Raw genomic sequence first — 21,598 nt, 5'->3', positions numbered from 1 at the left:
CCTCACACGCGAGACAGCTCGACCAGGATGATCGAACTGAAGCCGATCAACCCCAGACGCTTTAGCCGTTGCTGGTCCACAGGCGTAGCTCGCATACGCAACGCTGCGGCCCAACCGGTGAATATCAGGGTGTACAGCAGGGCGCGCCACCACGCGAAGTAGGCGGCAGTTGCCCGCGTTGGTGCGAGCCCATCCAGTTGGGCAGCGGGCAGTTGTAGTGCCATCCAGGCAATCAGCAACATGATCAGCATGGTGCCGAGGATCAGCAGCACTTGGGCGATCATGGACCTCACAGAAATCGGCATCATGGCGTGCTCCTTTCCTGGTCAGCCCGACGCAGTCGGTCCGGCTCCGGATCGCGCTGATCAATACTGCGCGAGGCGTCGGCGCCGCCGGCGTGGCGATCAAGGACCAGGCTGGCGGTATTGGTGGCCAGCGACTGGCGTACCTGCAGCTCGGTTTGCAGCAGGCGGATCTCCCGTTCCAGGGTTTCGACGTTGCTGTTGAGGGCGGTGGTGGCGGGCTGCGCCGATGCCACGTTCGGTTCGTGGCTGCCGGCGAACAGCGTGCGCTGTAGCAGCATCGCCTTGTAGATCACGCTGGACAGCGCGGTCTCACTGGCCAGGCGCCGGGCCAGCAAGTTCTGGTCGGGGTCATCGCGCAGCCCCTCGATGACGCCGCGAGAGACCTGCAACAAGGGGCTGGAGACCTTGCTGAGGTTCTCTGGGGTAGGCTGGTCGGCACCCGAGACCATGTGCTGCAGGCCTTCCAGGTGTTTCGTGTAGGTTTCCTGGATCAGCGGCGACAGGCCCGTACCGGCGGTTACACGCAGCGTCTCGCAGTCATCGCAGGTTTCCACCTCGGTTTCACCGAGCACCCGTGTCGCCCATTCCGAGGCCTCCTCGGGGCTCGACCAGGCTTGGCAGATGGCGCCATTCTGGCAGCCCGAACCGACGGCCGAGGTGTCCTCGACGGATCGGTTGTGCAGCAGGTTGTAGCCGGCCTTTACCACATCCGAAGTCACCCGGATGGGTTGCTGTCCGTTACCTCCGGCTTTCTGCCCACCGACCCAGCTGACGCCGTTGTTGCCGTTGTTCGACTCGGTATCCTTTACCGCCATTACGGCATCGCCGCCGGACTGCTCAAGGTTGTGCTGCATCTCCTGGTTCTGGGCCAGCGCACCCCATCCGGCCTGGTCGACCTTGTCGGCCATTTTTGCCGCCATCGCTTGGCAGGTGAGCTTGGAACGATCGAAGTCGATGCGTCCCTGCAGCACGCCATTACTCAGCAGCTCATACAGCCCAGGGTTGGCGCGCTGGATGATCATCGCCGGCAGCGACATCACCGCTTGTGTGGCGTTCTGGATGACGTTGCCCATGATCTGCTGGAAGCCCTGGGTGGTACCATTGAGCTGGTTCTGCAGGGTGTTCGAGAGGTTCATGTTTCCGCACATCATGTTGGCCCGCCAGGACATGCCGACGCCGAGGCCGTTTGGACGGTAAAGCGAGGAGGGCGCTCCTGCCGCGGAGCCGCCGCCGATGGTGTACATCACGCGGTCATCCAGGACCTGGGCTTGGTCACCGAGGTGGTAGCCGTTCTCTGCGGCATGGCCTGCGGCAGACACAAGGAAGCACACCAACCCGAGCGCGAGGTTTTTCATCACTGGCCTCCATCAAAGTCGATGCTGAACAGAAACGTCTGACCCATACGCTGGCAGCAGCGGTAGGGCCGCCACAGCGACCAGGCATAGGCGCCGTCGGCGCTCTGGATCGTTGGGCTGGGGAAGATGACGCAGGTGTTCTGGATCACCGGAACCAGCAACTGCCAGCGGTGGTTGTCGACGTTGTTCTCCATCACCGGCTGCGGCGGCCAATAGCCGGGAGCCGGTATCGGCTGCAGCGGAAGATAAACGTGCGGCTGGCCGACGCGGGTGATGAAGTCGCTGGCGCGCTGGGCCATCACGGCAGCCGCCTTGAAATCATCAGGTTGCACCAGAAAACCGTGGCGCGGATACACGCTGCCCCACATGTCTCCGAGTGCCTGGTTGCCGATCTCGCGCATCCCCGGGACCAGTGCCTGTGGGTAGACGGACTCGGGGATCGCCTGGCGCCACGCCAACGGGTCGAGCGTGCTGAGGTAGTAGGGCGCAAACGGCACGGCTCCGCTTGGGCAGGCATATCCGAATGTATGCGCGAGAGCTGTGAGGGCTGCCCCGCCGGGATGGCCAATGCCGTCGACATTCTTGAACCTGGGCAGGTTATCGCGCTGCGGCGAAGGCGTGATCAGGTTGCCACCCCCTTGCGACGCCGGCGTCGGCATCGACAGCGCGGACATCTCGCTCCAGGGATTGGCGCCCGTGTCGGCATAGCTCGATATCACCAACTCGGGAATGAAGTGACGGATCTTCGGTGAGGTGCGCACCGTGCAGCCGAAGGGTGTGCATAGCAGCCAGTAGCAGATTCCGACGACTCGGTACTCCAGGCACTGCAGCGACCCGACGGAGGCGATGATGGTAGGCGTGGTCAATGCCAGGCACTGCTCGGCGGCGACCAGCAGAGCTGCCGCGGTGAAGGCTCGGCCACGGCGAGCCGTTCTGGGTTTAGGCGCTTTGCTTCGGGTGAAGGCGGTGACGTTCATGGGAAACGCTCGGCAGGTGGCAGCGGTGTGCATCCGTGCGCCAAGTTTCAGCATCCCGGATCCGGTGCTGGAGGAGGGCGGACAAACCGAGTCCGGGGTGATCGGTTTCGTCGGGCGCTCGATTTAGCGGCGCGAGATGAGCAAAATGGCGAAGGAGTACAAATGTGCTCTTTTCTAATTTTTACTAAGCAGAAGGGCTCGGATAGCCCTGACGGTGTCGTTCACGAGATGCCGCGCAGGCGATCAATCTCCGCCGCGACCTGCAGGGCGGCTTCCAGCTCGGACTGCTGGTGCTCTTCCATCAATCGCCAGCGCTGAGCTTTTTCCTCGGGCTCGGTCATGGCCAAGGCGAGGTATAGGCTCGGTGGTACCGCGCGGAACAGCGTCTCTAGGTTCTTCGACAGGACGACGCCCTCGGTGTACTTGCCCGAGGCCTTGCTTGCGGAGAGCAGCAGCGCTTTCTGCGCCGGCGTGAGTTTCTTGAAGCGGGCTATTTCCTCAATTTCCGCTGGCGGCATGTTTAAGCAGATCCACCATTCGATCATGTTGAGCATGGTCTGCGCCGCGTCGGGCAAGTCGGCCATGTTCTGCGTTGCCAGCCAGAACCAGGCACCGAGCTTGCGCCACATCTTCGTGCCCTTGACCACGAAGGGTGCCAGCAGCGGATTCTTGGTAATTATGTGGCCTTCGTCGGTGACCATGATGATCGGTCGTCCCAGGTACTGATCGCGCTCAGCGATGTTGTTTACCGTGTTCATCAGGCTGATGTAGCTGATCGACATCTGCGCCTCGTAACCCTCACGGGCGTACGTGGCGAGGTCGACGATCGTCACGTCGCTCTCCGGCCAAGGTGTGCCGGGCCGGTCGAACAAGGCACCTTCGAAACCCTGGCAGAACAGGTCGATCGACTCGGCCATCTCCTGCGCTCGCTCGCGGCGTTTGTCGGGCAGATGGGTGTCGCTGGCGACCTTACGCAGGGCATCGCGGACATGGCGGGTCAGCACCTGCTGCTCAGTCGTCGCGCAATGTCGGGCGGCGTCGAGGATGCACTCGCGGATCAGACTGCGGTCTGCTCGGGTCAGGCGCGCCTCTTCCTTGGCTTCGCCGCCGGTGATCATCAGCCGCGCGGTAATCTCCAGCTCGCCCAACACATCGCGCTGCTCGTCACTGTCCGGCGCGGCCTCATCCAGATCTTCAGTCGACAGGCTGGCGACCTGGTCTGGATGTTCAATTAGGCGCCGGGCATGGGCGAACGGCGCCAGGCTCACATCGCTGCCCGGTTTGAGCTGAACCTTGTTGATGGACAGCCCGAGGGTGGCGAAATAGTCACCCTGTAGACCAAAGGAGTTGCCCGCCTCGACGATAAACAAACGTGGCCGGTACACGGCCATGACCTGCATGAGGATTGAGACCAAGGTGGCCGACTTGCCGGCGCCGGTCGGGCCGAACAACAGCAGGTGGCCATTCATCGAGCGGTCGAAGCGTGACAGCGGATCGAACGACAGCGGCGCACCGCCACGGTTGAAAAAGGTGATGCCCGGGTTGCCGGTACCGATGCAGCGACCCCAGAGCGGCAGCAGGTTGGCGACGTGCTGGGCAAACAGCAGTCGGGTGTACCAGTTACGTGTGTCCCGCGCCGGGTTGTAGGCCATCGGCAACCAGCGTAGGTAGCTGTTGCACGCGGCCACTTCATCGCCCTCGCGCACCGGCTGCAGGCCGGCACCTAGCAGCACGTTGGCAGCCTGGACCGAACGCTGGCGCAGCTGCTGTTCATTGGCGCCGCGCAAGTACAGCGCCAACGTGCCGCGGTACAGCTTGTGCTGGCGACCAATCAGCGCGCGGGCCTCTTCCACGTCCTGGCGTGTCTGGGTCGAGGCGAGGTTCTCGCCGATGGCTTTGCGCGCCAGACGATTGAGCTGCTCCTCGAGCACATCCTGGGGTGTGATCACCAAGGTCAGGCTCATCACCGCCTGCTCGGGCAACTGATCGAACAAGGCGTTCAACGCTTCGCCCTTGCGTGTTTCACCGGTCAGCTGGCCGATATGCGGTGGCCTGCGTAGCTTGTCGACCACCATCACGGCGTGGGGCTGTTGATCGAAGTACCACAGACCCTGCTCGCTATCGGAGCGCGGCTCTTGAAAGAACAGCCGCTCGGCGAAATCGTGGTCGAACGGCAGCGGCAGCTCCTCGCCGTCATCCCCTTCCGGATAAGGCACACGTCGATAGAACGCGGCAGGCGTTTCTTCGGTGAGGGCAGGGGCCGGGTTGAACCAGGGCAACAACCAGGCGTAGAAGTCGCGCCCGGTCAACCGTCGAGGGCTGACCCCGCAGGCCTGCAGCGAGGCCACCAAGCGGTCGCAGGTGCGGCTCAACAGCTGAACCGGGTTCTGCCCATCCTCGTCAGCCTGCTCCCCGAGCCAGCGATAGACCACCAGGCGAATACGCCGATTGCTGCCGCGCCACGGCAGGTGAGACACCACATGGTCGTCGAACAGCCCGCCCGGTTTGCCGACGGCGTCGAGGTGACGCTGCATCGACGCGAGGAAAGCCTCGGTGAACGGCGTACCTCGCGCGCGCGGCGCGATGTAGCGCTCCAGGCGTTCAAGGTACGGGGCAAAATCACTGTCGTCCTGGCAGAAGAACTGCACCACCCAAGGCGCCTGATCGAGCTCGTCGAAGCTGTCCTGCAGCGCATCTTCCAGGGCGTCGCGTGCCGCCATTAGCCACTCGGGCTCGCGGCCCTCGGTGCCGATTGGTTGCAGCTCGAACACGGCCCCCACGGAACGGTTGTCATCGAGCAAAAAGCACTGCTCATCTTCGAGGTATTCGACCCAGGGCAGGTGGTCGGCGAAGCTGGGGTTGTGCGCGTACTGGGCGGCCTCATCGGCCAGCGTGGCGCGCCGACGCTGCGCCTCGCGCCAAGGCCTCCAGCGTAGCGGGTCGCGACTCGCGTCATCGGCCATCACAGATCGTCCAGGCGCTCGCCGGGCAGCGCGTACTCGACCTTCTCGTACAACGGGAATACGGTCGAGTAGCCAGGCACCGGTGCCTGTTGGGTACCGGCCAGGTGCGGGTAGACGTACATGACCAGGTCTGGGTTAGGCAGACGCGGAAACTGGGCACGGATTTCGTTGGCCGCAGTGCGCGTATAGGCGCTCTGGTCGTTCATCAGGCGCTCGGGATCCAGCACCGGGCGACGCAGTTCGCCCCGCGCCTCCAGCAGCTGTTGCTGAGTACCGACCGAGCCACCGCCGTTCCAGATATCAAGCATGGTGTGATCGCCATGGGGCAGCATTTCCTCTTTGCTGGTGGAGCAACCGGCCAAGTGCAGGCCGAGCAGCAGGCTAATCCAGATCCAGTACCGAAACGGATGGGCTTTCATGGTTCACTCTCCTGCCTTTTGGTTCGTAATCGATGCTGATTTCGTGGTCCAGGTGCAGAGCCACCTTGGCCCCAGGGGGCACGTAGATGGCGGCGAAGGCTTCGCCGTAGAGCTTGTTGATCCACTCACGGATGTCGCCAATGCCACCGCTGATCACCGAGTTCAGCGCGCTGTTGCCGCTGTTCTGGCTCAAACCCAGGCTGCCGCTGGCCGAATTAATGAAGGAGGTGTTGGTTTGCTCGCTGCCCAAGGCCGCGGCGAAGCCGGCGCCGGCCGCAGTGATCAGACTCTGGCTGCCCAGGTACTGCTGGGCGTTGGAGCGGCGCTCACCGGAAATGCAGGGGATGCCGTAGGGGTCGGAAATGTAGCCCAGGCCGCCGCGGATCTTCTCGGTGTCAGAGGTCTGGGTGCTGCTGCGATTGCGGCTGACGACCTTCTGCGGCTGCGGCACCGTGCGAACGGTGCCGTCGCCGAAGACAAAGGTGATCGACTCGACCTGACCACGCACGCAGGACAGCGTCCAGTCACCCGCAGCGGTGCCGCTCATTACCGCGCCGACCACGTCCGGCAGGTCGATGCCGTTGGCAGTGAGGTTGTCTGGCCCCACCAGCACCTTGAACGGATAGGGATCGTTCACTGTGCCGTCCACCGGCACCCGGCCAATCAGCGCGGTCATGGCGATCGAGCCCATCAGCGTCGAATTCTCGGGGATGGTGTAGACGGGGCGGGCACCTTCGGTACGGTCCTGGGCGTTCTCCAGGTCACGTTCGCCTTTGGCGACGGCACGCAAGCGATCCTGGCCACGGTCGATGGCGTTGTCGTCCAGACCGTGCAGATCCTTGAACTTCGAGGTCAACGACGACAGCGGTCCCTCGGCTTTGCCGGTGTTCTCTTGGCCGGCGCGGGAATTCGATGGTTCGATCCACTGCACCGCATCTGCCGGTGCCTGAGGGCCTGCAAACTGCTGCTCGTCGCCTGGCTCAAGACCGAAGCCCGCAGGAACATCCGACTTTACGGCGGGCTTACCGGTGAGCTGATCCTTGAGCCTGGAGAGTAGCCCCTGGGTCTCGCGGTGCTGTTGCTCGGCCTTCTGCCGTGCATCGTTGGCCTGCTGGCGCTGTTCGGTAACCTGTTGGGTGACACTGCTCAGCGTGCTCTGGATGCGCGTATCGATATTGCCTTCGCGCGTGCGCAGCCGGTTGTTCTCGGTCTGCAGGGCATCGTTGCCTTTCTTCAACATCTGCATTTCGCTGCGCATCGCTTTTACCTGGCCGATCAGCGTGGCCACGGTGTCGCGTGGGGTGTCGCCGGCGATGCCCAAGGCTTTGGCCTGTTCCGCGCTGAGCGTGGCATTCTCCGGATCGTGAGTGGGCTGGCCATCCGGCGCGGTCACCCAGGACTTGATGATGATCAGCACGATGCCCAGCAGGACCGCAGGCACAAACCATTTCAGCAGGCCGTTAGCTTTCATGATCGGCAGCCTCCGGTTTTGGCGGGGGCAACAGCAGCGCGTGCTTCAGGTCGCCGCCGCGGGTGACGAGGTATGCCACGGTGGTGTCTTCAGGCGTACCGGTGAGACCTAGGTCCGCATGCTGGAAGGTTGCGGCGTACAGCGTGGCCTGTAGGTGACGCGGGTCCAGCGCGACCTTGCCAGGACCGCGGTTCACGATCTTTACCGCCGTCACCCAGTAGTCGCCCAGCCGCCAGGCCGCGAGTGCCTTGATCGAAACCCGCTCGGTGGGCAGCAACGAACTGAAAGCAACGGCGTCGCTTAGCGGCACCCGTCGCACACCGGGCAGTGGTGCCACGGTACGCAGGGGCGCATAGAGGTTCTGCGCCGCATAGCGGGTGAGCACCACAGGTACCGGCGTAGCTGCCGGTGCCGCCTCCTTCGCAGCTTCCACGCCCGGTACCGAAGCCTGGCCCACGATCCTGACCGGCTCCAGTGCCTCGCTGCCCTCGAGCGCCTCGATGTCGATCAGGATGATGTCACCTGACTTCACCGACTGCAGTTGCAGCCGGGTAGGGGGAAGGGTTTCAGCGGCGCGCAGATAGACCGTGCCGCCGACGGACTGCACGCGCAGCTTGCCAGCGATCGCACTGGGCAGCCCGACACGCACATCCTCATCCAGCATCAAGACCCGCTCCTGGCCCACCGTAAGCGGTACGGCCAGCGGCAGGCGGTCCCAGTATTTGACCTCGATCGCACCGACTGCAGAACACCAACCTGCGGCAACCGCCAGAATCATGATCAAGACACGCATCATCCCGCACCTCCAGGCAGCGTCAGTTTCTGCGGTGTGCCTTCGTAGCAGTCCAGGGCCAGGCCCCACTTGTTGTGCTCGGGGTCGACGTCGAAGCGCACCACACGCAGCGGGTAGCGCACGACGACGCGTTTCACCGGCTCGGCGGCGTAGTACTCGTCGGCATTGAGGTCGAGTTTGACCAGCCAGCTGTGCTTATCCAGCTGCTTCACGCGCAAGTCGGGATCGTCGCTGTAGCCGCGGCCCAGCACCTCGTACACCCCGCGCACCCGGCCGCGCAGTTCGCCGGCGGCCTTGCGGTACTCGAAGTCACCGTCGAAGAAGGTCTTGCACGCCGGTGTCAGGTAGGGCTGCAGAGCAAAGATGGCACGGTGGTAGTCGACCTCACCGTCGGTTGGCCAGCGGTTGAGTTGGCCGAAGATGTACAGAGCGAAGCCGTAGATGTTTTCCGGGGGTACATCCCACCACTTGCGCGTACTGCCGGAGCGCAGATCGGGCGGCACATGAATGGTCAGCTCGGAGGGTGCGGACTGCCAGCCGTACCACAGCCCGCAGCACAGCAGTGCCAGGATCGATACGGCCAGACGCAGGCTGAAGATATGCGCCTGCTGCGCGTCGACTTTGTTGCGGAAGCGGCTCATTCAACAGCCCTCACATGTCGACGTGTACGGCGGACGGTCCAGGGCCCCGAATGCAGGATCAGCTGATGAGTGCCGATGCCCCAGTGCACTGCCAAGTGCCACTGTAGACGCCGGTACAACCAGGTTTCCGGCCGGGCGCGCTTGGCTCGGCGCATCAGCTTGCCGCCGCCCAGCAACACCAAAGCCATGCAAATGAACATGCAGGTGGGGAGGGTAGCGATGGAGGCGGTGGCCACCGCCAGCGGCGCACCGAGAATCACACCTAGCCCTGCGCCGACGATCAGCGCGACCCACATCTCGTCGTTGGTGAGCCCGCGAAGAACGGCCGGGTCATGGTTGAGGCGCTCCGGGAGGAAGGTCAGCGTTCCGTCAGGCAGAGTGGCTGGGGAGTCGGACATGATGACCTCACAGGATCGTCGCAGCTTTGGTGAGGAACCACAGGATCACCACCACTAGCAGCGCGCCGACGCCGACCACCGCGCCGAGATCCTTCCAAGTCTTACGCTGGTTCTGCACGTCGGCGTAGACGGTGAGCGAATGCCAAGCCACGCCGAGGAAGGCGAGAGTGGCTATCAACAGGCCGAGCAGAATGCCGCCGTCGTAGGCGTAGTTCTTGATGGTGTCGATCAGACCCGAACCTTCGCCGCGAGAGGGCGCTTCCATGGTCGGTAGGTCAGCCCAGGCCAGCGTCGAGCTCAGCAGCACTAGGCTACCGAACAGGACTTGCGGACAGGATTTCCGGAACAGAGCGAGCGGGCGATGGCAACGACGGTAGAGGTTCATAGCAAGGACTCCTGATTACGACAACATGAAAAACATCAGCACGATCAGGGCGAGGACCAGGCGCAGCGTGCTGCCACCGAGCGCACCGAAATTGAGGTTGCCGGCTGCCCACCCGCGGTAGCCGGTCCACAGGGCCCAGCTACACCAGAGCAATGCGAGCACGAGCACAGATGAGCGCCACAGCACCGAGCTGAGCTGCGGGGTGAACCCGGCAACGGCAGAGAACGCGTTTAATTGGGCGTCAGTCATGCTCATCGGAAGGACTCGAGTTAGCCGCTTCAGCCCGGTAGTCACCAGTGAACTCGACCAGATCGGCAGGCTGCGCGCGGGAGGGCGACAGGTAGTTGTGGATTCCTTGACGCATACGCTCGAGGTCCGCAGCGAACCTCGGATAATCGAAGCGATAACGGGGCCCTGCAGCATCGACAGATCTGCTGCTTGCGCTCTTGGCCAATAGCTCGATGGCGGTGATCTGCCGCTGCACCAAGCCCAGACTTGAGCGCTCGCGTACGTCTTGAGCCGCAGCAGAGAGCGTTACAAAACACGCAAGGAGCAATGTGTAGGGAATAGGAGTCATGATTAAATCCAGCCGGGTAACTGGCTTTTACCTTGAAGGCGCAGGCGGGTTATTGCATGACCAAAAGGGATTTTCGGTCATTCACATTCGAGGAGCAGGGGTGGATGCAGGGGGGGGGGCGGTTTGCCCTTACGCAGGTTGACTACAGCAGCTAAAGCTCCAGGTATGTTGGGTTGCACATGAATCGGTGCTTGCGTTTGTCGGCTGCTCCGACTGTTCGAGTGACCTTGGTCGTTGTGTTCCTCCTCCAGTCACACTGGGTAATAGATTCGGTTTGGAAAGTAAAGCTTTCGTCAGAAAAGTATGATATTAAAATGCCTTTACGTTGCAGATTAACACGGAGGGTTTATGGCGTATCGAAATAAAACTTACGTCGCTTTCGCAAGCGAAGACATTAACTTGTATCGGCTCATGGAAGCATGGCGCGAGAATGATAAGATAGACTTCGATTTTTTTGATGCTCACGATCTATTCATTTCGAGGGATACAAGTCAGCGGGAAACGATTAAGCGAAATCTTCGCCAGCGTATGAAAAATGCAAAGCAGGTTGTCTTGATTGGCAGTCCAGATGCCAAGAGGAAAGGCGGGGATGGATATTCGTTTTTGGCTCACGAGCTTGAGCTAATTGTGGAGTTTGACTTGCCCGTTGTGGTGGCGAATAAAGGCGGCAGTCGCGAAATTCAACGAGCGTTAATACCGACTCCCCTGCTGAATGCGGACTACTATACAATGTCAGTTTCGCTGCAGCCAGCTATAATAAAGTTTGCGCTGGATGAGTATGTCCCAGCGTTCGCCCAGAAGGTGAGAAAAGGTCCGCATTATTATCCGGCGGATATTTATAAGAAGCTTGGTATCTAGCGGGCAGGTGGAAAGTTATCGCTCCGGCAGAGGTTTTAATCTGCCGGATCTTAATTAATCTTGTGTTAGGTTACAAACCGTTCCTGGCGGACTTTATGTCAAGTAAATTAATTTGACTAATTTTGTCTTTGTGAATTATTATGTTGAGCTTTGCTGGGTGCTTGAAGCGCATCTCGCTTATTCTAAAAGTCCAGAGCATGATCTTTAGTAGTTCTTCGTCGCTTATATTTCGATGTTCTTTAATGCGCGTGATGCCCGATCCGAATATTGGTGTTGAAACGCTTTGCTGTGCGTACACTCTATTGACGTTGTCCCAGAATTTTATCAAAAACCCTAGGTACTCAGGCATCGTTAAATAGGCTTGGTTGCGGTCGTTGAATTTTGAGAAGGCTGCAAGAAGAAAATCCTCGTACACACATATAGTGCCTATGTCGTATCTCTGTTTCTTTCCAGTTGCCCTAGTTTCGTTTAACTCTAAGATTTCACACTCGTCGAATCGATAGGCGGTCAGATGATTTTCAAGGTCTACTAATGCTTTTGGTAAGTGCCTGTCTATGAATATTCCGTTTAAAGAGCTGTGAGAGATTATTTCGTCGTCAACTTGTGTATCAAAGTACTCGTTAAAGGCGATCGCTTTAAGGCCGGGTTGCTTGAATATGTCGCCTACTTTTACGATGACTGTTGTGCTTTCTATCTTTAGTTCTACTTCGGTTAGGTTGTTAGATGTCCACCAAAAGTAAATATAAATTAAAATCAAGAATGCCACACAGGCGATCCCCGCTGTGACCTTTCCAGTTTCAGGTATGGTTACGAAAATTAGTAGTAATGACAGCGCTGTGCCGGTCGCGGCGAGCGCGCCCCAGAATCTCTTGATTATCCGCTGATCAAAAAAGCCTATTTGACTCATCCTGATGCTCCTAGCGTCGCAGGCGGTTATTAGTTTATGGGTGAAGTCAGAATGAGATCCAGTCACGATTAGGAAAAGCGAACGCACTCGCTCAAACCCTCTAAGGTTTCACTTCTTGTGTCGACGCCAAATGCTTCAAGAAATTTCCTCGCGAAAATATCCTTGGGGCCTTCTTTTCCCTCCTCTTTATTCATTATTCTAGAGATGGAGCTAACAAATAAGTCGGAAATTTGCATGAGTGGAGATATGCTGGAGTCTTCCGCCTCAACTATGTCAACATACACGTTTCCTTGGAAGATGTTGCTGGCAGCATTTTTCAATTGTAATTCTATTTCCATTAGCGCAAGTTTGTCTTTTGACGCTTCTTCTGCATCCTTTCTAAATTGCAGGTTTCGTGGGAGAATGGCTCGGCCAGATTTGTTTTCTTCGGTAATTCCTTGGATTACCATATGGTAAAATAGCTTATTGAGCGTGTCGTCGACATTGTAAAGGCCGCTACGATTTACTCCGAGGCCTTTGAATGAGATTGAGGAGGAGTTCTGTACGATAGAGCCAAGCAGCGCCTCGTAGGCTTCGAGATTCCCCTTGTTGATTTCTTTAAAATGCATTTCGCCTTTGAATCCTATCTCTGCCTTCTTCCTGTTAATGGCGGCAGTGATCTTCATGGTTTCGTAGCTTCTTAAAATCCAAAGGCTACCGACTAATAGGTACTTTCCGGTTTTTCCGCTCTCATCGGCATAGATGCAATATACTGGGTGCGAAGGTCGGACCTCAAGAGCACGCTGCTTTTCTTCCTCTTCCAGCTTCCCTCTGTATTTTCTAACTTCAGGTGATGCAATGAATAGACCCAGTATGTTTTGTACCACCGCTCTGGCGCGTGCTATAGAGTGCAATCTCTGCAGTTTGGGGTAATTTTCAAATGAAATATCACCCCCGCTATAGAGGTCGGTTTGGAAAGTCTTCCAATAAATGATTTGGCACTTGATGTCAGAGTCTCGGGCCTGAGGATAGTGATTAAGAATCCACGCAACTCTATCGGTCACACGCGTCGGGCTGTTACTGGCGATTGCAGAAAGTACCCGAATTTTTTCGGACTCTTTGTCGCGATTTTTTCTTTCTGACGCAATTAGAAGCGCTTCCTGCTCCGCACCTTCCTCTTCTTCTTGTGAAATGACAGCAATGTCGTTCATGTGAAGTCCCTTTACTAATCGAGCGTTGGCGATATGCCAGCATTGCCCGAGAGTGGTTGTGTAGTCAACTCTCAAGAGGTGGTGCTGGTCGCGCGTAGATAACCTGCGATCAATGATAGGGAGCCGTGGTTGTGCCGTCGGTGTGGCTACTGCTTGTTTTGCCTCAACCGTGTACGTTCTAAGGCGTTGATTTTAAATAACATATTTCGGCATTCGCCGAGGTGGGCAGTCAAAGGTATTTTTTGAATGTAGTAGCAGTGATGGCCACCATGATGCCAAGTAAAATGGCGCATGGCAGCAGCACCCAGATGGGATTCACCGACCAGGGCAAGGATAAGTAGATCACCCAGGGGCTGACCACCAGCGGCAGTAGTGTCCGCTTTGCTCGGTGGTAGACGAAACTGCTTTCGCGGCCTGCTCCGAACTTACGCAGGTCGCGACGCATCAAGCCATCGATCGCGCCGGTGATCACCGCGAGCAAGAACAGTGGGGTGGCCAAAGTGAGTACGGCCAGCCGCACTGCGAAAGTGAAGGTCGTGAACAGGGCTGCGAGCAGGTAGTCCTGCATCACAACGTAGACTTGCGCGAACTGCCCCTGCATTGAAGGTTCCTGACTGAGCAGTTTCAGCTGGGTATCAGATGTCGCCCATCCAGACCGCACTACGATCCAGTCGTTCAGGTGTTCGAGTACCTTGACGGTCGCTTGCGCCGGCTCTTGCACGAGCAATGACTTCTTGAAGTGATCGCTGAGCCAGCCTAGCTCGCTCAGCCACATGGCATGGCTATGGTGCCAGCCCTGCTCGGACCAGAACCACAGCATGCCCACGAATTCCAGCACAATGGAGAAGATCAGCGAAGCGAACAGCAGGCCGAGTAGCCGCAGACACAGTTCGAGCATGCCGAAGATGAGTCCCGGACTTCGTTGTGGAGGCGGTGGGCTGTCTGGGGCAGTCGGCATATGGGCTCCACAGTACTCGGTTGCTCACGGCGCGCAGATTAGGAGTGCCTGCGCCCTTGTGGAGGCATCTCGGGATCAAAATCGACCGTCGGCGCACCGCCAGCGCTGCTCCACCAACTCCCCGCATTGGCGTTGTAGGACTCGCGCATGCGCGCGGCCAGGGCCTGCAGATCCGCCGGCATCGCATCGTCGCTAGCCGACTTCGGTAGCGGCATGCGCACCTTCCACAGCTGTCCTCCCTCCTGGAACGAGAACATCTGGCCCTTGGGCAAGGCGATGATGTGCGCGGGTTCAATCAGTGGTACCGAAGTGGTGGTGACCCGATCCTGCGAGGAGGAGGTGAAGTCGGTGCGGGCGTCCGGATCGGCGGTGTCCGTCGCGCCGGAGACCAGGGTGCGGGTCTGCACGTTGACCTTGGGCAGTTGTTTGGTCAGCAGTTCTGCGGTCGCGGTTTCCCGCACGCGAAGCATCTGCAGGGTGTTGAAGTTGCCGATGACCTGGCCGGCCTTGGCCCGGTTGCCGATCCGTGCCTCGATGTCGCTCAAGGTCTGGGTGTAGGCGGTGACCTGGATACCGGCGCCACCACCCTTGTTGATCAGCGGAATGAACTCGTCGCCCATCAACTCGTTGAACTCGTCGGCATGCAGATTGATCGGCACCTTGTCCGCAGCGCTGGAGGAGCCTGGCAGGCCATGATCGATGCCATGCTTGTAGATGTGGCCAGCTACGGAGACCAGGTCGGCAAACATCGAGTTGCCGACGGCAGCGGCAACTTCAGCATCGGACAGCGCGTCCAGGCCGACGTAGACGATGCCGCGTTTGCGGATGACCTGCAGCCAGTCGAAGATCGGCCTCGGATCGTCGAGGTCGGTGTAGTTGGGGGCGAGCAACTGTGCGGTCTTGCCGCTGGTGAGTTTTTCCAGCAGCGGCAGCAGCGAAGCCACGATCTTGTCGAAGTAGGTGCGGTCGTAGCGCACGGCCGAGCGCAGGCCGTCCATTACAGGATCGAAAATGCGCTTGGCAGTCAGGTATTGCTCGATCGCCACCACGCGCTTTTCCCGGCCAATCATATGCCGTGGGATGTTCTTCTCGTTCAGGCGGCCTTCGATCTGCACGATCGCTTCCCAGGCCTGAGGATCATGGCGGGCGAAGAAATGCTGAGCGTACTCGATGAACAGCGCATCGATGTTCACCACGTGCCGCTGGATCTGCAGGTAGTCAGGGCGGCGGCCGAGCTCGATCAGCGCCCGGGCGATGATGTTGACGAAGCGCCAGGCAAACTCGCGAAACGCCGCCGAGTTGCCTTCACCGCTGAGCTGGCCAGCGATGCGGGTGGCGACTTCCGAAATGCGGCCAAAACGACCGATGGCGTTGTAGCGGGCGGAGATCTCCGGCCAGCCCAGGTGGAACACATAGAACTCACGCTCGCGGCCGGCGCGCCGCGCCTCCACGTACATGCGCTTGAGCAAGTCGGCATCGCCCTTGGGGTCGAAGACGATCACCACCTCCTGGCTGGTTCGATGGATGTCCTGGGTGATGTACACCTCGGCCAGGCGCGTCTTGCCGACCCGGGTGGTGCCAAGTACCAGGGTATGCCCGACGCGTTCGCCCAGCGGTAGGCTGGCTTCTTGCTCCTTCGGCTCGACGCCATGCAGCAGTGGCGAGCCACCCACCGGTGGCAGTGGCCGCACCGGGTTCAATGGGCTGTCCCAGGCGGTCAGGCGGGGCAGCAGCGACAACCCGGGTGGAGCCTTCTCCAGCAAGTGCTCCATCCGCCGTGCCCACTGGTGGGCCGCCGATTGATTGACATAGCGGGCCAGCGCCGGGTCCTGCGCCTCGAGCAGACGCTGGGTGTGCAGGCGGGTCCAGCGAAAGCCGCGGCCCATGAACAGGCGCTTGCCGCTCACCGGAATCTGGCGACTGGTCAGCGAATAGCGCGGCAGGCGGCGGATGTTGCGTCGATAGCGCAGGACGATCCGTGCCTCATTCAGCCGCTTCAGGCCGAATGCAGTGTAGGCCAGTGCCATGCCGGCCCCCACCTCGGGCGACAGGGCTACCGCCCAAGGTGAGTGCAGACATAGGGCGCCAGCACCCGCGCAGATACCCACGGTGTATAGCTCCACCGCAGGACGCAGCAGAGACTCCATCGCATGTTCGCCCATGATGCACCCTCACTGTTCCAGGCCGGTGGGCGTGATCAGCACCGGGTAGTGCTGCAGCTCTAGGCGTTCGGCGATGTCGTCACCACTCACCGGCCAGATGTTCAGTCCCGGGGCTGCCGCCTGGATACGTCGCAGCGCCTGGGCGTCGGTAACTTCAACGGCTAGACCGCTGGCGCCCAGCTTCTGCAGCGTCTGCGCATGCTGGGCCAACCATTCCAGAGAAGCGGCGTCGTGCCCGACCAGGAACAGCGGCGTGAACCCTGGCAGGCTCAATGCCCTTGGCGACACGGCACCGGGTGAAAGGCGTGTACTGTGTATGGGCAGGGTCCAGGTCAACGCGCGGGGATCGGGCAGTTGGCTGGGGGCCGCGAGCGCGCCAACCGTCCACCACAGGCAGGTAAACAGCGTTATCCAGCACCGATGGGTCATGGCTGCGGCCCTCTCGGATAGGACACGACTGCCTGCACACGCTGCCAGTGCTGGCTGAACTGTCGGCGGTAGCGCGCTGCAGGTTTACCGCCGGCAGGGCGGTGATAGCGGCCCGCCGCCACGACCCAGTCACCGCTGTCGGCGTAGTGGGCGCGCAGCAGATCTGCCGTCACGGCCAGGTTGGCGCGTGGATCGAGGGCCTCGCAGGCACTGTGGTAGCGGTCCGGGTGGTAGCCGAGGTTGGTCTGCCCGAGCCCGACATCGATGCGCTTCGGATCGTGACGGACCAGCGCTTGTTTGAGTGCGGCACACGCCTCATCACGGCGGGCGAAGCGCAGCGATGTGCCGGCGACATTCAGGGTCCAAGGCCAGGGCATTAGGTGACCCCGCAGCGGCGTACCGCTCTCTTGCAGGGCGATGGCGAACAGCACGGAGGCGGGGATGCCGGCGCGCGCGGCTGCCAGTTGATACGCAGGCGGCGGCAGCGCTCCCGCTTGAACGGCCGCGGCACCGGTCAAGGCCAGCGCTAGGATCACTCGATACGCTGCCATTTTCCGTCCACCTGCTGGAAGCGCGCCGGCAAGGGGCGGCTGGCACCCAGGGCGAACCAGCGGCCGCGGTCATGGTTGAGGGTGACCTGGCCACTGCTGACCTGGGCGGGGGTAATGCCCGCGCCACGTGCCCACTGGCGCAGACGCCCGTCGTCACCTTGGCTGCCGACCAGGTACACATCGAGGTGCGTACCGCCACGCAGCCATTGCTGGGTGCTGGAGACGCAGGGCGGGCAGCGTTCCTCCACAAACACGGCAAAGCGGCCAGCAGGCGTAGCCGCTGGATCATCGGCCATGCCCTGTACGGGCAGCATCCCAGGTAACAGGCGTGCCCAGGCGGCGGTGTAGGCCTTCTGGTAGGCCAGCTCGCGCTCGGCACGTTTGGCTTCGAGACGGACCTGCAACTCGGCGTAGCGCTGCCTTTCCTGGTCAGAGTCGGCCTCTACGCCGAGGGTGGTGAGCGGATCGAGTTGCGGCGACCAGTAGTGGCGGGGCCCAGCCTGCAGGCGCTCGAACTTGGCCCACTCATCATCGGTTAGCCCCCAGGCCTTGGCCCGAGCCGTATCGGATACCTGCCGATCCAGCAGCGTTTGTTCGCTGAACTGCGGGGCTGAGTCGACCAGTTTTGGCGCGCTCAACGCCAGTTCTGCGAATAGGCAGCCGGGAAGCAGGATGAACGAGAGAATGGAGAGCCGAGTCATACGCACCTCTTCACGGCAGTGGCAGCGTGCGGTCGCCATGCCCAGGAATGTGGAATACCACCTGGTCCGCACGGATCGCACGCAACTGCCAGCTGTTAAAGCTGTCTCCCGGTTGCAGCAGGTGCACGGTTGTCAGCGAATGGGCGCCGACCGGCAGGGCAGCCACGAACCTGACGTCACCTCGGGTCTCGATACCCAGCAAGGTGAAGGGCGGTGTCAGCGCCTTGGCCTTGGCTTTTTCACCGATGGAGGCCTGTGGCTGCGTGCTGGCGGCCGCAGACACAGAAGGGCGGGCCGACAGTCTCTCTAACGTCGCCTCTGCCGCGGCCAGCCGTTGTTCCAGCGCTGTCATATCGGTGCTGCTTGAACCTGGCGGTGCCGCCTGGAGCGTCTTGAGCGAGGCGGCCAGCTCATCCTGCTGCTGGCCGAGGGCGACCTGCGCCGTGGTGTGTCGACTTTGCGCCTCGCCCAGCGCCACGACCTGCGGCTGTAGCGTCGTGAGCTTGTCGGCCAAAGCATCGATATCGCGGCGCAGGGCTGGCGTTGGATCCGCCGGGGCATTGCGGGCCGCAGCTTGAAGCTCGGCCAACTGTTGGTGATGGTTGTACGTTTCGGCGGCGAGCACCGCGGCGCCCAGGCACAGGGCACCGACCACCAGCGCCTGAAAATGGAGGACCTTCATGGCGCAATCTCCAGTGTGGAGAATGGAGGTGCAGGCGACGGCACGCGCAGGGCGTAGCACACGCTCCGCTCGACCGGATCGATCTCGAGTCGCCAGGCCGGGCCGCCGATGATGGTCAGGGCGTCCAGCAGCGAGATCGGTCCGAGCTGATGCTGTACCGCGGGCAGAGGGCGACGGAACAAGCGATCCACCGCTGGGCTGTCGGCACACAGCGCGTAGCCCGAGCGGTGCAGCACGTGACGTAGGGCTTCACCGACGGTGGCATGCAGGGCTGGCGAGATCTGCACGTTGACCAATTGATACAGCGGCTGGCGCTGCTCCACCGTGGGACGCGTGGTGACCAGGGTGTAACGGTCCTGGCGGACCCAGGCCGGAAGCTGGGTTTTCGGCTTGGGCGATGTCGCCGGCAAAGCGGGTGGTGCTGCGGGTGCAGGAGCCGGAGGTGGGGTGCTGCAGCCAGCCAGGGCGATCATCAGACCGAGGGTGGGAAGTAGGGATGTGTGCATGACCGAGTCTCGACAAATGTTGCCGATACCATGGCGAAGGCGCGAGGCGAGTCCCCACTGGAAAACCGAATCTGTCGAGCTAGTTTTTCTGTCAGCCACCACAAAAAAGGCGCCCGGGAGGGCGCCTTGGTCATTCTTCGGTGAATAGCGGTAGCTCCGAGAGCGGTGCCGCGTCAGGGTCAAAGATCAGCAGGCGGATGTCCGCCTGGCCTGCTAGTAGGAGCAGCTTGAGTAACACTGGGGGAACACGGTCAGCGAGCATCCGCCCACTGACCTCGTCGGCGCTGCAGGGGCTGCCCCGGGCTTCAGCTTCTGTTGCCCAAGGCGTCGAATAGAGTTTGCAGCCGACGGCATGGCTGGCGTTGAGTTCGAAGCACTCGAAGAAGCCCGCCGGTGAATTGCACCAAGCGCGCACCTGCAGGTACTCGAAGTCGTCTGCGGGCAGGTGGGCGCTGCTGATTTCCCAACTGCGGCTGTAGTGCCCGGTGGCAAAGGACAGTTGCTCTATCAGGTTACGCGCGGCTTCCACGTTGCCGAGGTCGCCGATATGCATCGAGCGTCCGAGCTGATTGCCCATGATCTGGTAGAGCACTGTGTTCACCAGGCCATCGGCCGGGCAGCGCATGCGCAGAAACTCGGGTACGCACACACCGTCGGTGATCACCGCGACGTCGTCATCGAACAGGCACGGCTGCAGGTTGATGGCTTCATTGGGCAGCTCGTTCTGAGCCGGGTGCAGTGCGCGGTAGCACGGTGGGCAATCGTTGGCATAGCTGATCTGCAGGACACGCTCGTAGCGCAGGTCTTGGAAGCCGCGAAGAAACGGATTGGGCAGGGAAGGGTGCATGGTGGTTCTCCGAAAGCGCCGAGGTCACCCCGAACGGGCGGTGACCTCAAGGGCAAGGTGGGCTGTCAGATCCAGCCGTATTCGGCCAACGAAAGCGGAGTGCCTTCGCCGACGATGATGTGGTCCAGGACGCATACCTCAACCAGGGCCAAAGCCTCAGTCAGGCGGGTGGTGAGCACCCGATCGGCGCCGCTCGGTTCCGAGCAGCCGGAGGGGTGGTTGTGGCTGAAGATCACGGCGGCGGCATTGTGTTCGAGTGCCTTGATCACCACCTGGCGGGGATACACGGAGGCACCGTCTATGCTGCCGGTGAAGAGGATGTCGAAGCTCAGCACACGGTGGCGCGAGTCGAGGCAGAGCAGGGCAAACACTTCGTGGTGGTAAGGGGCGAGTTGCAGTTTCAAGTAGGCTGCGGCATCGGCGGGAGTTATCAGCACCTCGCCGCGCTGGAAGTGACGTTGGTCCAGCAGCTGCAGGGCCTCGGTGATCAGCGCATCCTCACGGGCGCGTTGAGCCAGTACGGGATCGAGCGGCTCGACGAGGTTCAAGGTGGTGTTCATGGGCAATTCCTCGTGGCTGATGGAGCGCCCCCTTGGGGCTTGCCCCAGGCTGGTTTAGGTGTGTGATCAAAGGCGCGTGAAGCGATTCCGAGTGCCGTGCAGGGGGCTTTGGCAGACTTCGCACGGTTGCGTGGAAAAGGCCTCGATACCGGCGCCGGTATGCGGATCGAAATCGGCGCTCAGGGGCAGCAGGGCCTGCAGTTGTAAGCGCAAGTGAGCGATGCGGTGTTCGACTTCAGCCTCGCTGTAGTACAGCGACAGCGCACTGAAGTCGTCGTAGGCGACCGCCTGCAGGCAGTCTTCACAGAGCCAGAAGCTTTCCATGGCGACCTCCGACATGAAGGTACAACAGGCGCTCATAAGAGCGCCTGCTGCGGGCGGCCAACCTGCCTTAGGCAGACTGACGTGCGGCAGTGGATTTACGTGCAACGGGTGGGGTTGGCTGGCCTTGGTCAGCGTCACCCTCGCTGCTCGCTGTTTCCGATTCTGCTGCTTCAGCAGCCTCAGGGGCGGCGGCAGCGTCGGTCCGAGCCGGCGCACGGTAGCTGAACTGACCGTCGACCTTGATCCACTCGATGAAGATCAGTCGGCCTTTGAGGCTGGCGCCGGGTTGCCCCTTGCGTTCGCCTTTCTCGTACATGAACGGATCGACCCAGAGGTCACCGATGCGAAACGCGATAAGGACCTTGCGTTCGGCTTGGACGTCTTCCAGGTGTTCACGGATCAGCCGGTCGGCTTCACCGCTGGCGACCTTGCAGTCGAAGCGTGTGTACTCGACGTCGTCCGAGGCACCGTGCAGGGCAGCGATGTCACAGGCCATGAACGCTTGGCCGCGGCGAACCGGGACTTCGCGGACACGGTTCAGGTAACCGATGCCTTGGGTGTGCAGGTTGAAGTAGGTGGTGGGGGCGTTATTGCTTGCAGTAGTCATGATGAAGCTCCTGTTCAGCAGAAACGCGGACA

Annotated in this window: 27 protein-coding genes; 2 read left to right on the top strand and 25 right to left on the bottom strand. The window is 60.9% G+C overall.

Features of this window, described 5'->3' with window-relative positions; genetic code table 11:
- Positions 1 to 2: 2 nt before the first annotated feature.
- The 3 genes from ACE4QZ_RS16405 to ACE4QZ_RS16395 are packed head-to-tail and all read right to left on the bottom strand — an operon-like array spanning position 3 to position 2,637.
- Positions 3 to 308: a hypothetical protein gene (locus tag ACE4QZ_RS16405; RefSeq protein WP_103469195.1), complete on the bottom strand. Its 306-nt coding sequence runs from the start codon at positions 306 to 308 to the stop codon at positions 3 to 5.
- Positions 305 to 1,660: an integrating conjugative element protein gene (locus tag ACE4QZ_RS16400; RefSeq protein ID WP_103469194.1), complete on the bottom strand. Its 1,356-nt coding sequence runs from the start codon at positions 1,658 to 1,660 to the stop codon at positions 305 to 307. Before ACE4QZ_RS16400 ends, ACE4QZ_RS16405 begins: the two co-directional genes overlap by 4 nt.
- Positions 1,660 to 2,637, bottom strand: coding sequence for a TIGR03756 family integrating conjugative element protein (locus ACE4QZ_RS16395; RefSeq protein WP_103469193.1), 978 nt, complete (start codon positions 2,635 to 2,637; stop codon positions 1,660 to 1,662). Before ACE4QZ_RS16395 ends, ACE4QZ_RS16400 begins: the two co-directional genes overlap by 1 nt.
- Between ACE4QZ_RS16395 and ACE4QZ_RS16390 the strand changes: the two genes are divergently transcribed.
- Positions 2,636 to 2,764, top strand: a complete 129-nt coding sequence (locus tag ACE4QZ_RS16390) for a hypothetical protein (RefSeq protein ID WP_256127447.1) — start codon at positions 2,636 to 2,638, stop codon at positions 2,762 to 2,764. The two genes, ACE4QZ_RS16395 and ACE4QZ_RS16390, sit on opposite strands and share 2 nt — an antisense overlap.
- Positions 2,765 to 2,858: 94 nt before the next feature.
- On the opposite strand, the gene ACE4QZ_RS16385 is transcribed toward ACE4QZ_RS16390, so the two are convergent.
- The 9 genes from ACE4QZ_RS16385 to ACE4QZ_RS16345 are packed head-to-tail and all read right to left on the bottom strand — an operon-like array spanning position 2,859 to position 10,284.
- A complete protein-coding gene (locus ACE4QZ_RS16385) occupies positions 2,859 to 5,600 on the bottom strand; it encodes a conjugative transfer ATPase (protein ID WP_103469192.1) in 2,742 nt (913 codons plus the stop codon).
- Positions 5,600 to 6,019, bottom strand: coding sequence for a TIGR03751 family conjugal transfer lipoprotein (locus ACE4QZ_RS16380; protein WP_103469191.1), 420 nt, complete (start codon positions 6,017 to 6,019; stop codon positions 5,600 to 5,602). The genes ACE4QZ_RS16385 and ACE4QZ_RS16380 overlap by 1 nt, the downstream gene beginning before the upstream one ends.
- Complete coding sequence (locus tag ACE4QZ_RS16375; RefSeq protein WP_103469190.1) at positions 5,982 to 7,490, bottom strand: TIGR03752 family integrating conjugative element protein; 1,509 nt, start codon at positions 7,488 to 7,490, stop codon at positions 5,982 to 5,984. Before ACE4QZ_RS16375 ends, ACE4QZ_RS16380 begins: the two co-directional genes overlap by 38 nt.
- Positions 7,480 to 8,286 carry a TIGR03749 family integrating conjugative element protein gene (locus tag ACE4QZ_RS16370; RefSeq protein ID WP_103469189.1) on the bottom strand — a complete coding sequence of 269 codons (807 nt, stop codon included), beginning with the start codon at positions 8,284 to 8,286 and terminating at the stop codon, positions 7,480 to 7,482. Before ACE4QZ_RS16370 ends, ACE4QZ_RS16375 begins: the two co-directional genes overlap by 11 nt.
- Entirely contained in the window at positions 8,283 to 8,924 is a 642-nt protein-coding gene (locus ACE4QZ_RS16365; RefSeq protein WP_103469188.1) for a PFL_4703 family integrating conjugative element protein, read from the bottom strand. The genes ACE4QZ_RS16370 and ACE4QZ_RS16365 overlap by 4 nt, the downstream gene beginning before the upstream one ends.
- Complete coding sequence (locus ACE4QZ_RS16360; protein ID WP_103469187.1) at positions 8,921 to 9,322, bottom strand: TIGR03750 family conjugal transfer protein; 402 nt, start codon at positions 9,320 to 9,322, stop codon at positions 8,921 to 8,923. Before ACE4QZ_RS16360 ends, ACE4QZ_RS16365 begins: the two co-directional genes overlap by 4 nt.
- A gap of 7 nt (positions 9,323 to 9,329) precedes the next feature.
- Complete coding sequence (locus ACE4QZ_RS16355; RefSeq protein WP_103469186.1) at positions 9,330 to 9,707, bottom strand: TIGR03745 family integrating conjugative element membrane protein; 378 nt, start codon at positions 9,705 to 9,707, stop codon at positions 9,330 to 9,332.
- A gap of 15 nt (positions 9,708 to 9,722) precedes the next feature.
- Positions 9,723 to 9,962: a TIGR03758 family integrating conjugative element protein gene (locus ACE4QZ_RS16350; RefSeq protein WP_024717928.1), complete on the bottom strand. Its 240-nt coding sequence runs from the start codon at positions 9,960 to 9,962 to the stop codon at positions 9,723 to 9,725.
- A complete protein-coding gene (locus ACE4QZ_RS16345) occupies positions 9,949 to 10,284 on the bottom strand; it encodes an RAQPRD family integrative conjugative element protein (RefSeq protein WP_103469185.1) in 336 nt (111 codons plus the stop codon). Before ACE4QZ_RS16345 ends, ACE4QZ_RS16350 begins: the two co-directional genes overlap by 14 nt.
- Before the next feature lie 348 nt (positions 10,285 to 10,632).
- On the opposite strand from ACE4QZ_RS16345, the gene ACE4QZ_RS16340 reads away from it, so the two are divergent.
- Positions 10,633 to 11,142 carry a TIR domain-containing protein gene (locus ACE4QZ_RS16340; protein ID WP_103469184.1) on the top strand — a complete coding sequence of 170 codons (510 nt, stop codon included), beginning with the start codon at positions 10,633 to 10,635 and terminating at the stop codon, positions 11,140 to 11,142.
- A gap of 70 nt (positions 11,143 to 11,212) precedes the next feature.
- On the opposite strand, the gene ACE4QZ_RS16335 is transcribed toward ACE4QZ_RS16340, so the two are convergent.
- The 13 genes from ACE4QZ_RS16335 to ACE4QZ_RS16275 all read right to left on the bottom strand — a co-directional run bounded on the left by ACE4QZ_RS16335 (position 11,213) and on the right by ACE4QZ_RS16275 (position 21,566).
- Positions 11,213 to 12,136 (bottom strand): macro domain-containing protein, encoded by a 924-nt coding sequence (locus tag ACE4QZ_RS16335; protein ID WP_247726823.1) that lies wholly within the window; start codon positions 12,134 to 12,136, stop codon positions 11,213 to 11,215.
- Positions 12,118 to 13,239, bottom strand: coding sequence for a DUF3800 domain-containing protein (locus tag ACE4QZ_RS16330; protein WP_103469182.1), 1,122 nt, complete (start codon positions 13,237 to 13,239; stop codon positions 12,118 to 12,120). The genes ACE4QZ_RS16335 and ACE4QZ_RS16330 overlap by 19 nt, the downstream gene beginning before the upstream one ends.
- Positions 13,240 to 13,468: 229 nt before the next feature.
- Positions 13,469 to 14,197 carry a TIGR03747 family integrating conjugative element membrane protein gene (locus tag ACE4QZ_RS16325; protein ID WP_103469181.1) on the bottom strand — a complete coding sequence of 243 codons (729 nt, stop codon included), beginning with the start codon at positions 14,195 to 14,197 and terminating at the stop codon, positions 13,469 to 13,471.
- Between the two features lie 38 nt (positions 14,198 to 14,235).
- Positions 14,236 to 16,359 carry a type IV conjugative transfer system coupling protein TraD gene (gene traD, locus ACE4QZ_RS16320; RefSeq protein ID WP_103469180.1) on the bottom strand — a complete coding sequence of 708 codons (2,124 nt, stop codon included), beginning with the start codon at positions 16,357 to 16,359 and terminating at the stop codon, positions 14,236 to 14,238.
- A gap of 9 nt (positions 16,360 to 16,368) precedes the next feature.
- Complete coding sequence (locus ACE4QZ_RS16315; protein ID WP_103469179.1) at positions 16,369 to 16,788, bottom strand: integrating conjugative element protein; 420 nt, start codon at positions 16,786 to 16,788, stop codon at positions 16,369 to 16,371.
- Entirely contained in the window at positions 16,785 to 17,339 is a 555-nt protein-coding gene (locus ACE4QZ_RS16310) for a transglycosylase (RefSeq protein ID WP_103469178.1), read from the bottom strand. Before ACE4QZ_RS16310 ends, ACE4QZ_RS16315 begins: the two co-directional genes overlap by 4 nt.
- On the bottom strand, positions 17,321 to 18,040 hold the full coding sequence (locus tag ACE4QZ_RS16305) for a TIGR03759 family integrating conjugative element protein (protein WP_103469479.1): 720 nt from the start codon (positions 18,038 to 18,040) through the stop codon (positions 17,321 to 17,323). The genes ACE4QZ_RS16310 and ACE4QZ_RS16305 overlap by 19 nt, the downstream gene beginning before the upstream one ends.
- 10 nt (positions 18,041 to 18,050) lie before the next feature.
- Positions 18,051 to 18,722: a hypothetical protein gene (locus ACE4QZ_RS16300; protein WP_103469177.1), complete on the bottom strand. Its 672-nt coding sequence runs from the start codon at positions 18,720 to 18,722 to the stop codon at positions 18,051 to 18,053.
- Positions 18,719 to 19,228, bottom strand: a complete 510-nt coding sequence (locus tag ACE4QZ_RS16295; protein WP_177410016.1) for a PilL N-terminal domain-containing protein — start codon at positions 19,226 to 19,228, stop codon at positions 18,719 to 18,721. The genes ACE4QZ_RS16300 and ACE4QZ_RS16295 overlap by 4 nt, the downstream gene beginning before the upstream one ends.
- 130 nt (positions 19,229 to 19,358) lie before the next feature.
- Positions 19,359 to 20,075 carry a hypothetical protein gene (locus ACE4QZ_RS16290; RefSeq protein ID WP_103469176.1) on the bottom strand — a complete coding sequence of 239 codons (717 nt, stop codon included), beginning with the start codon at positions 20,073 to 20,075 and terminating at the stop codon, positions 19,359 to 19,361.
- A gap of 65 nt (positions 20,076 to 20,140) precedes the next feature.
- On the bottom strand, positions 20,141 to 20,635 hold the full coding sequence (locus ACE4QZ_RS16285; RefSeq protein WP_103469175.1) for a JAB domain-containing protein: 495 nt from the start codon (positions 20,633 to 20,635) through the stop codon (positions 20,141 to 20,143).
- A gap of 66 nt (positions 20,636 to 20,701) precedes the next feature.
- Positions 20,702 to 20,959 carry a hypothetical protein gene (locus ACE4QZ_RS16280; protein WP_103469477.1) on the bottom strand — a complete coding sequence of 86 codons (258 nt, stop codon included), beginning with the start codon at positions 20,957 to 20,959 and terminating at the stop codon, positions 20,702 to 20,704.
- 67 nt (positions 20,960 to 21,026) lie between these two features.
- Positions 21,027 to 21,566, bottom strand: coding sequence for an STY4534 family ICE replication protein (locus tag ACE4QZ_RS16275; RefSeq protein WP_103469174.1), 540 nt, complete (start codon positions 21,564 to 21,566; stop codon positions 21,027 to 21,029).
- Positions 21,567 to 21,598 lie beyond the last annotated feature (32 nt).

This window comes from Pseudomonas sp. DCA-1 (genome assembly GCF_046523955.1).
GTDB classification, from domain to species: domain Bacteria; phylum Pseudomonadota; class Gammaproteobacteria; order Pseudomonadales; family Pseudomonadaceae; genus Aquipseudomonas; species Aquipseudomonas putida_Y.
Note: the sequence above shows the minus strand (reverse complement) of the source record. Positions and strands in the feature narration are given on the sequence as shown.

Coding starts and splice junctions, on each gene's coding strand:
- ACE4QZ_RS16355 (WP_103469186.1), bottom strand. CDS start 9,707: ATGAACCTCTACCGTCGTTGCCATCGCCCGCTCGCTCTGTTCCGGAAA.
- ACE4QZ_RS16340 (WP_103469184.1), top strand. CDS start 10,633: ATGGCGTATCGAAATAAAACTTACGTCGCTTTCGCAAGCGAAGACATT.
- ACE4QZ_RS16280 (WP_103469477.1), bottom strand. CDS start 20,959: ATGGAAAGCTTCTGGCTCTGTGAAGACTGCCTGCAGGCGGTCGCCTAC.
- ACE4QZ_RS16295 (WP_177410016.1), bottom strand. CDS start 19,228: ATGCACACATCCCTACTTCCCACCCTCGGTCTGATGATCGCCCTGGCT.
- ACE4QZ_RS16380 (WP_103469191.1), bottom strand. CDS start 6,019: ATGAAAGCCCATCCGTTTCGGTACTGGATCTGGATTAGCCTGCTGCTC.
- ACE4QZ_RS16370 (WP_103469189.1), bottom strand. CDS start 8,286: ATGATGCGTGTCTTGATCATGATTCTGGCGGTTGCCGCAGGTTGGTGT.
- ACE4QZ_RS16275 (WP_103469174.1), bottom strand. CDS start 21,566: ATGACTACTGCAAGCAATAACGCCCCCACCACCTACTTCAACCTGCAC.
- ACE4QZ_RS16285 (WP_103469175.1), bottom strand. CDS start 20,635: ATGAACACCACCTTGAACCTCGTCGAGCCGCTCGATCCCGTACTGGCT.
- ACE4QZ_RS16325 (WP_103469181.1), bottom strand. CDS start 14,197: ATGCCGACTGCCCCAGACAGCCCACCGCCTCCACAACGAAGTCCGGGA.
- ACE4QZ_RS16375 (WP_103469190.1), bottom strand. CDS start 7,490: ATGAAAGCTAACGGCCTGCTGAAATGGTTTGTGCCTGCGGTCCTGCTG.
- ACE4QZ_RS16405 (WP_103469195.1), bottom strand. CDS start 308: ATGATGCCGATTTCTGTGAGGTCCATGATCGCCCAAGTGCTGCTGATC.
- ACE4QZ_RS16400 (WP_103469194.1), bottom strand. CDS start 1,660: ATGAAAAACCTCGCGCTCGGGTTGGTGTGCTTCCTTGTGTCTGCCGCA.
- ACE4QZ_RS16395 (WP_103469193.1), bottom strand. CDS start 2,637: ATGAACGTCACCGCCTTCACCCGAAGCAAAGCGCCTAAACCCAGAACG.
- ACE4QZ_RS16390 (WP_256127447.1), top strand. CDS start 2,636: ATGGGAAACGCTCGGCAGGTGGCAGCGGTGTGCATCCGTGCGCCAAGT.
- ACE4QZ_RS16360 (WP_103469187.1), bottom strand. CDS start 9,322: ATGTCCGACTCCCCAGCCACTCTGCCTGACGGAACGCTGACCTTCCTC.
- traD (WP_103469180.1), bottom strand. CDS start 16,359: ATGGGCGAACATGCGATGGAGTCTCTGCTGCGTCCTGCGGTGGAGCTA.
- ACE4QZ_RS16290 (WP_103469176.1), bottom strand. CDS start 20,075: ATGCACCCTTCCCTGCCCAATCCGTTTCTTCGCGGCTTCCAAGACCTG.
- ACE4QZ_RS16345 (WP_103469185.1), bottom strand. CDS start 10,284: ATGACTCCTATTCCCTACACATTGCTCCTTGCGTGTTTTGTAACGCTC.
- ACE4QZ_RS16305 (WP_103469479.1), bottom strand. CDS start 18,040: ATGACTCGGCTCTCCATTCTCTCGTTCATCCTGCTTCCCGGCTGCCTA.
- ACE4QZ_RS16350 (WP_024717928.1), bottom strand. CDS start 9,962: ATGAGCATGACTGACGCCCAATTAAACGCGTTCTCTGCCGTTGCCGGG.
- ACE4QZ_RS16385 (WP_103469192.1), bottom strand. CDS start 5,600: ATGGCCGATGACGCGAGTCGCGACCCGCTACGCTGGAGGCCTTGGCGC.
- ACE4QZ_RS16300 (WP_103469177.1), bottom strand. CDS start 18,722: ATGAAGGTCCTCCATTTTCAGGCGCTGGTGGTCGGTGCCCTGTGCCTG.
- ACE4QZ_RS16365 (WP_103469188.1), bottom strand. CDS start 8,924: ATGAGCCGCTTCCGCAACAAAGTCGACGCGCAGCAGGCGCATATCTTC.
- ACE4QZ_RS16315 (WP_103469179.1), bottom strand. CDS start 16,788: ATGACCCATCGGTGCTGGATAACGCTGTTTACCTGCCTGTGGTGGACG.
- ACE4QZ_RS16330 (WP_103469182.1), bottom strand. CDS start 13,239: ATGAACGACATTGCTGTCATTTCACAAGAAGAAGAGGAAGGTGCGGAG.
- ACE4QZ_RS16310 (WP_103469178.1), bottom strand. CDS start 17,339: ATGGCAGCGTATCGAGTGATCCTAGCGCTGGCCTTGACCGGTGCCGCG.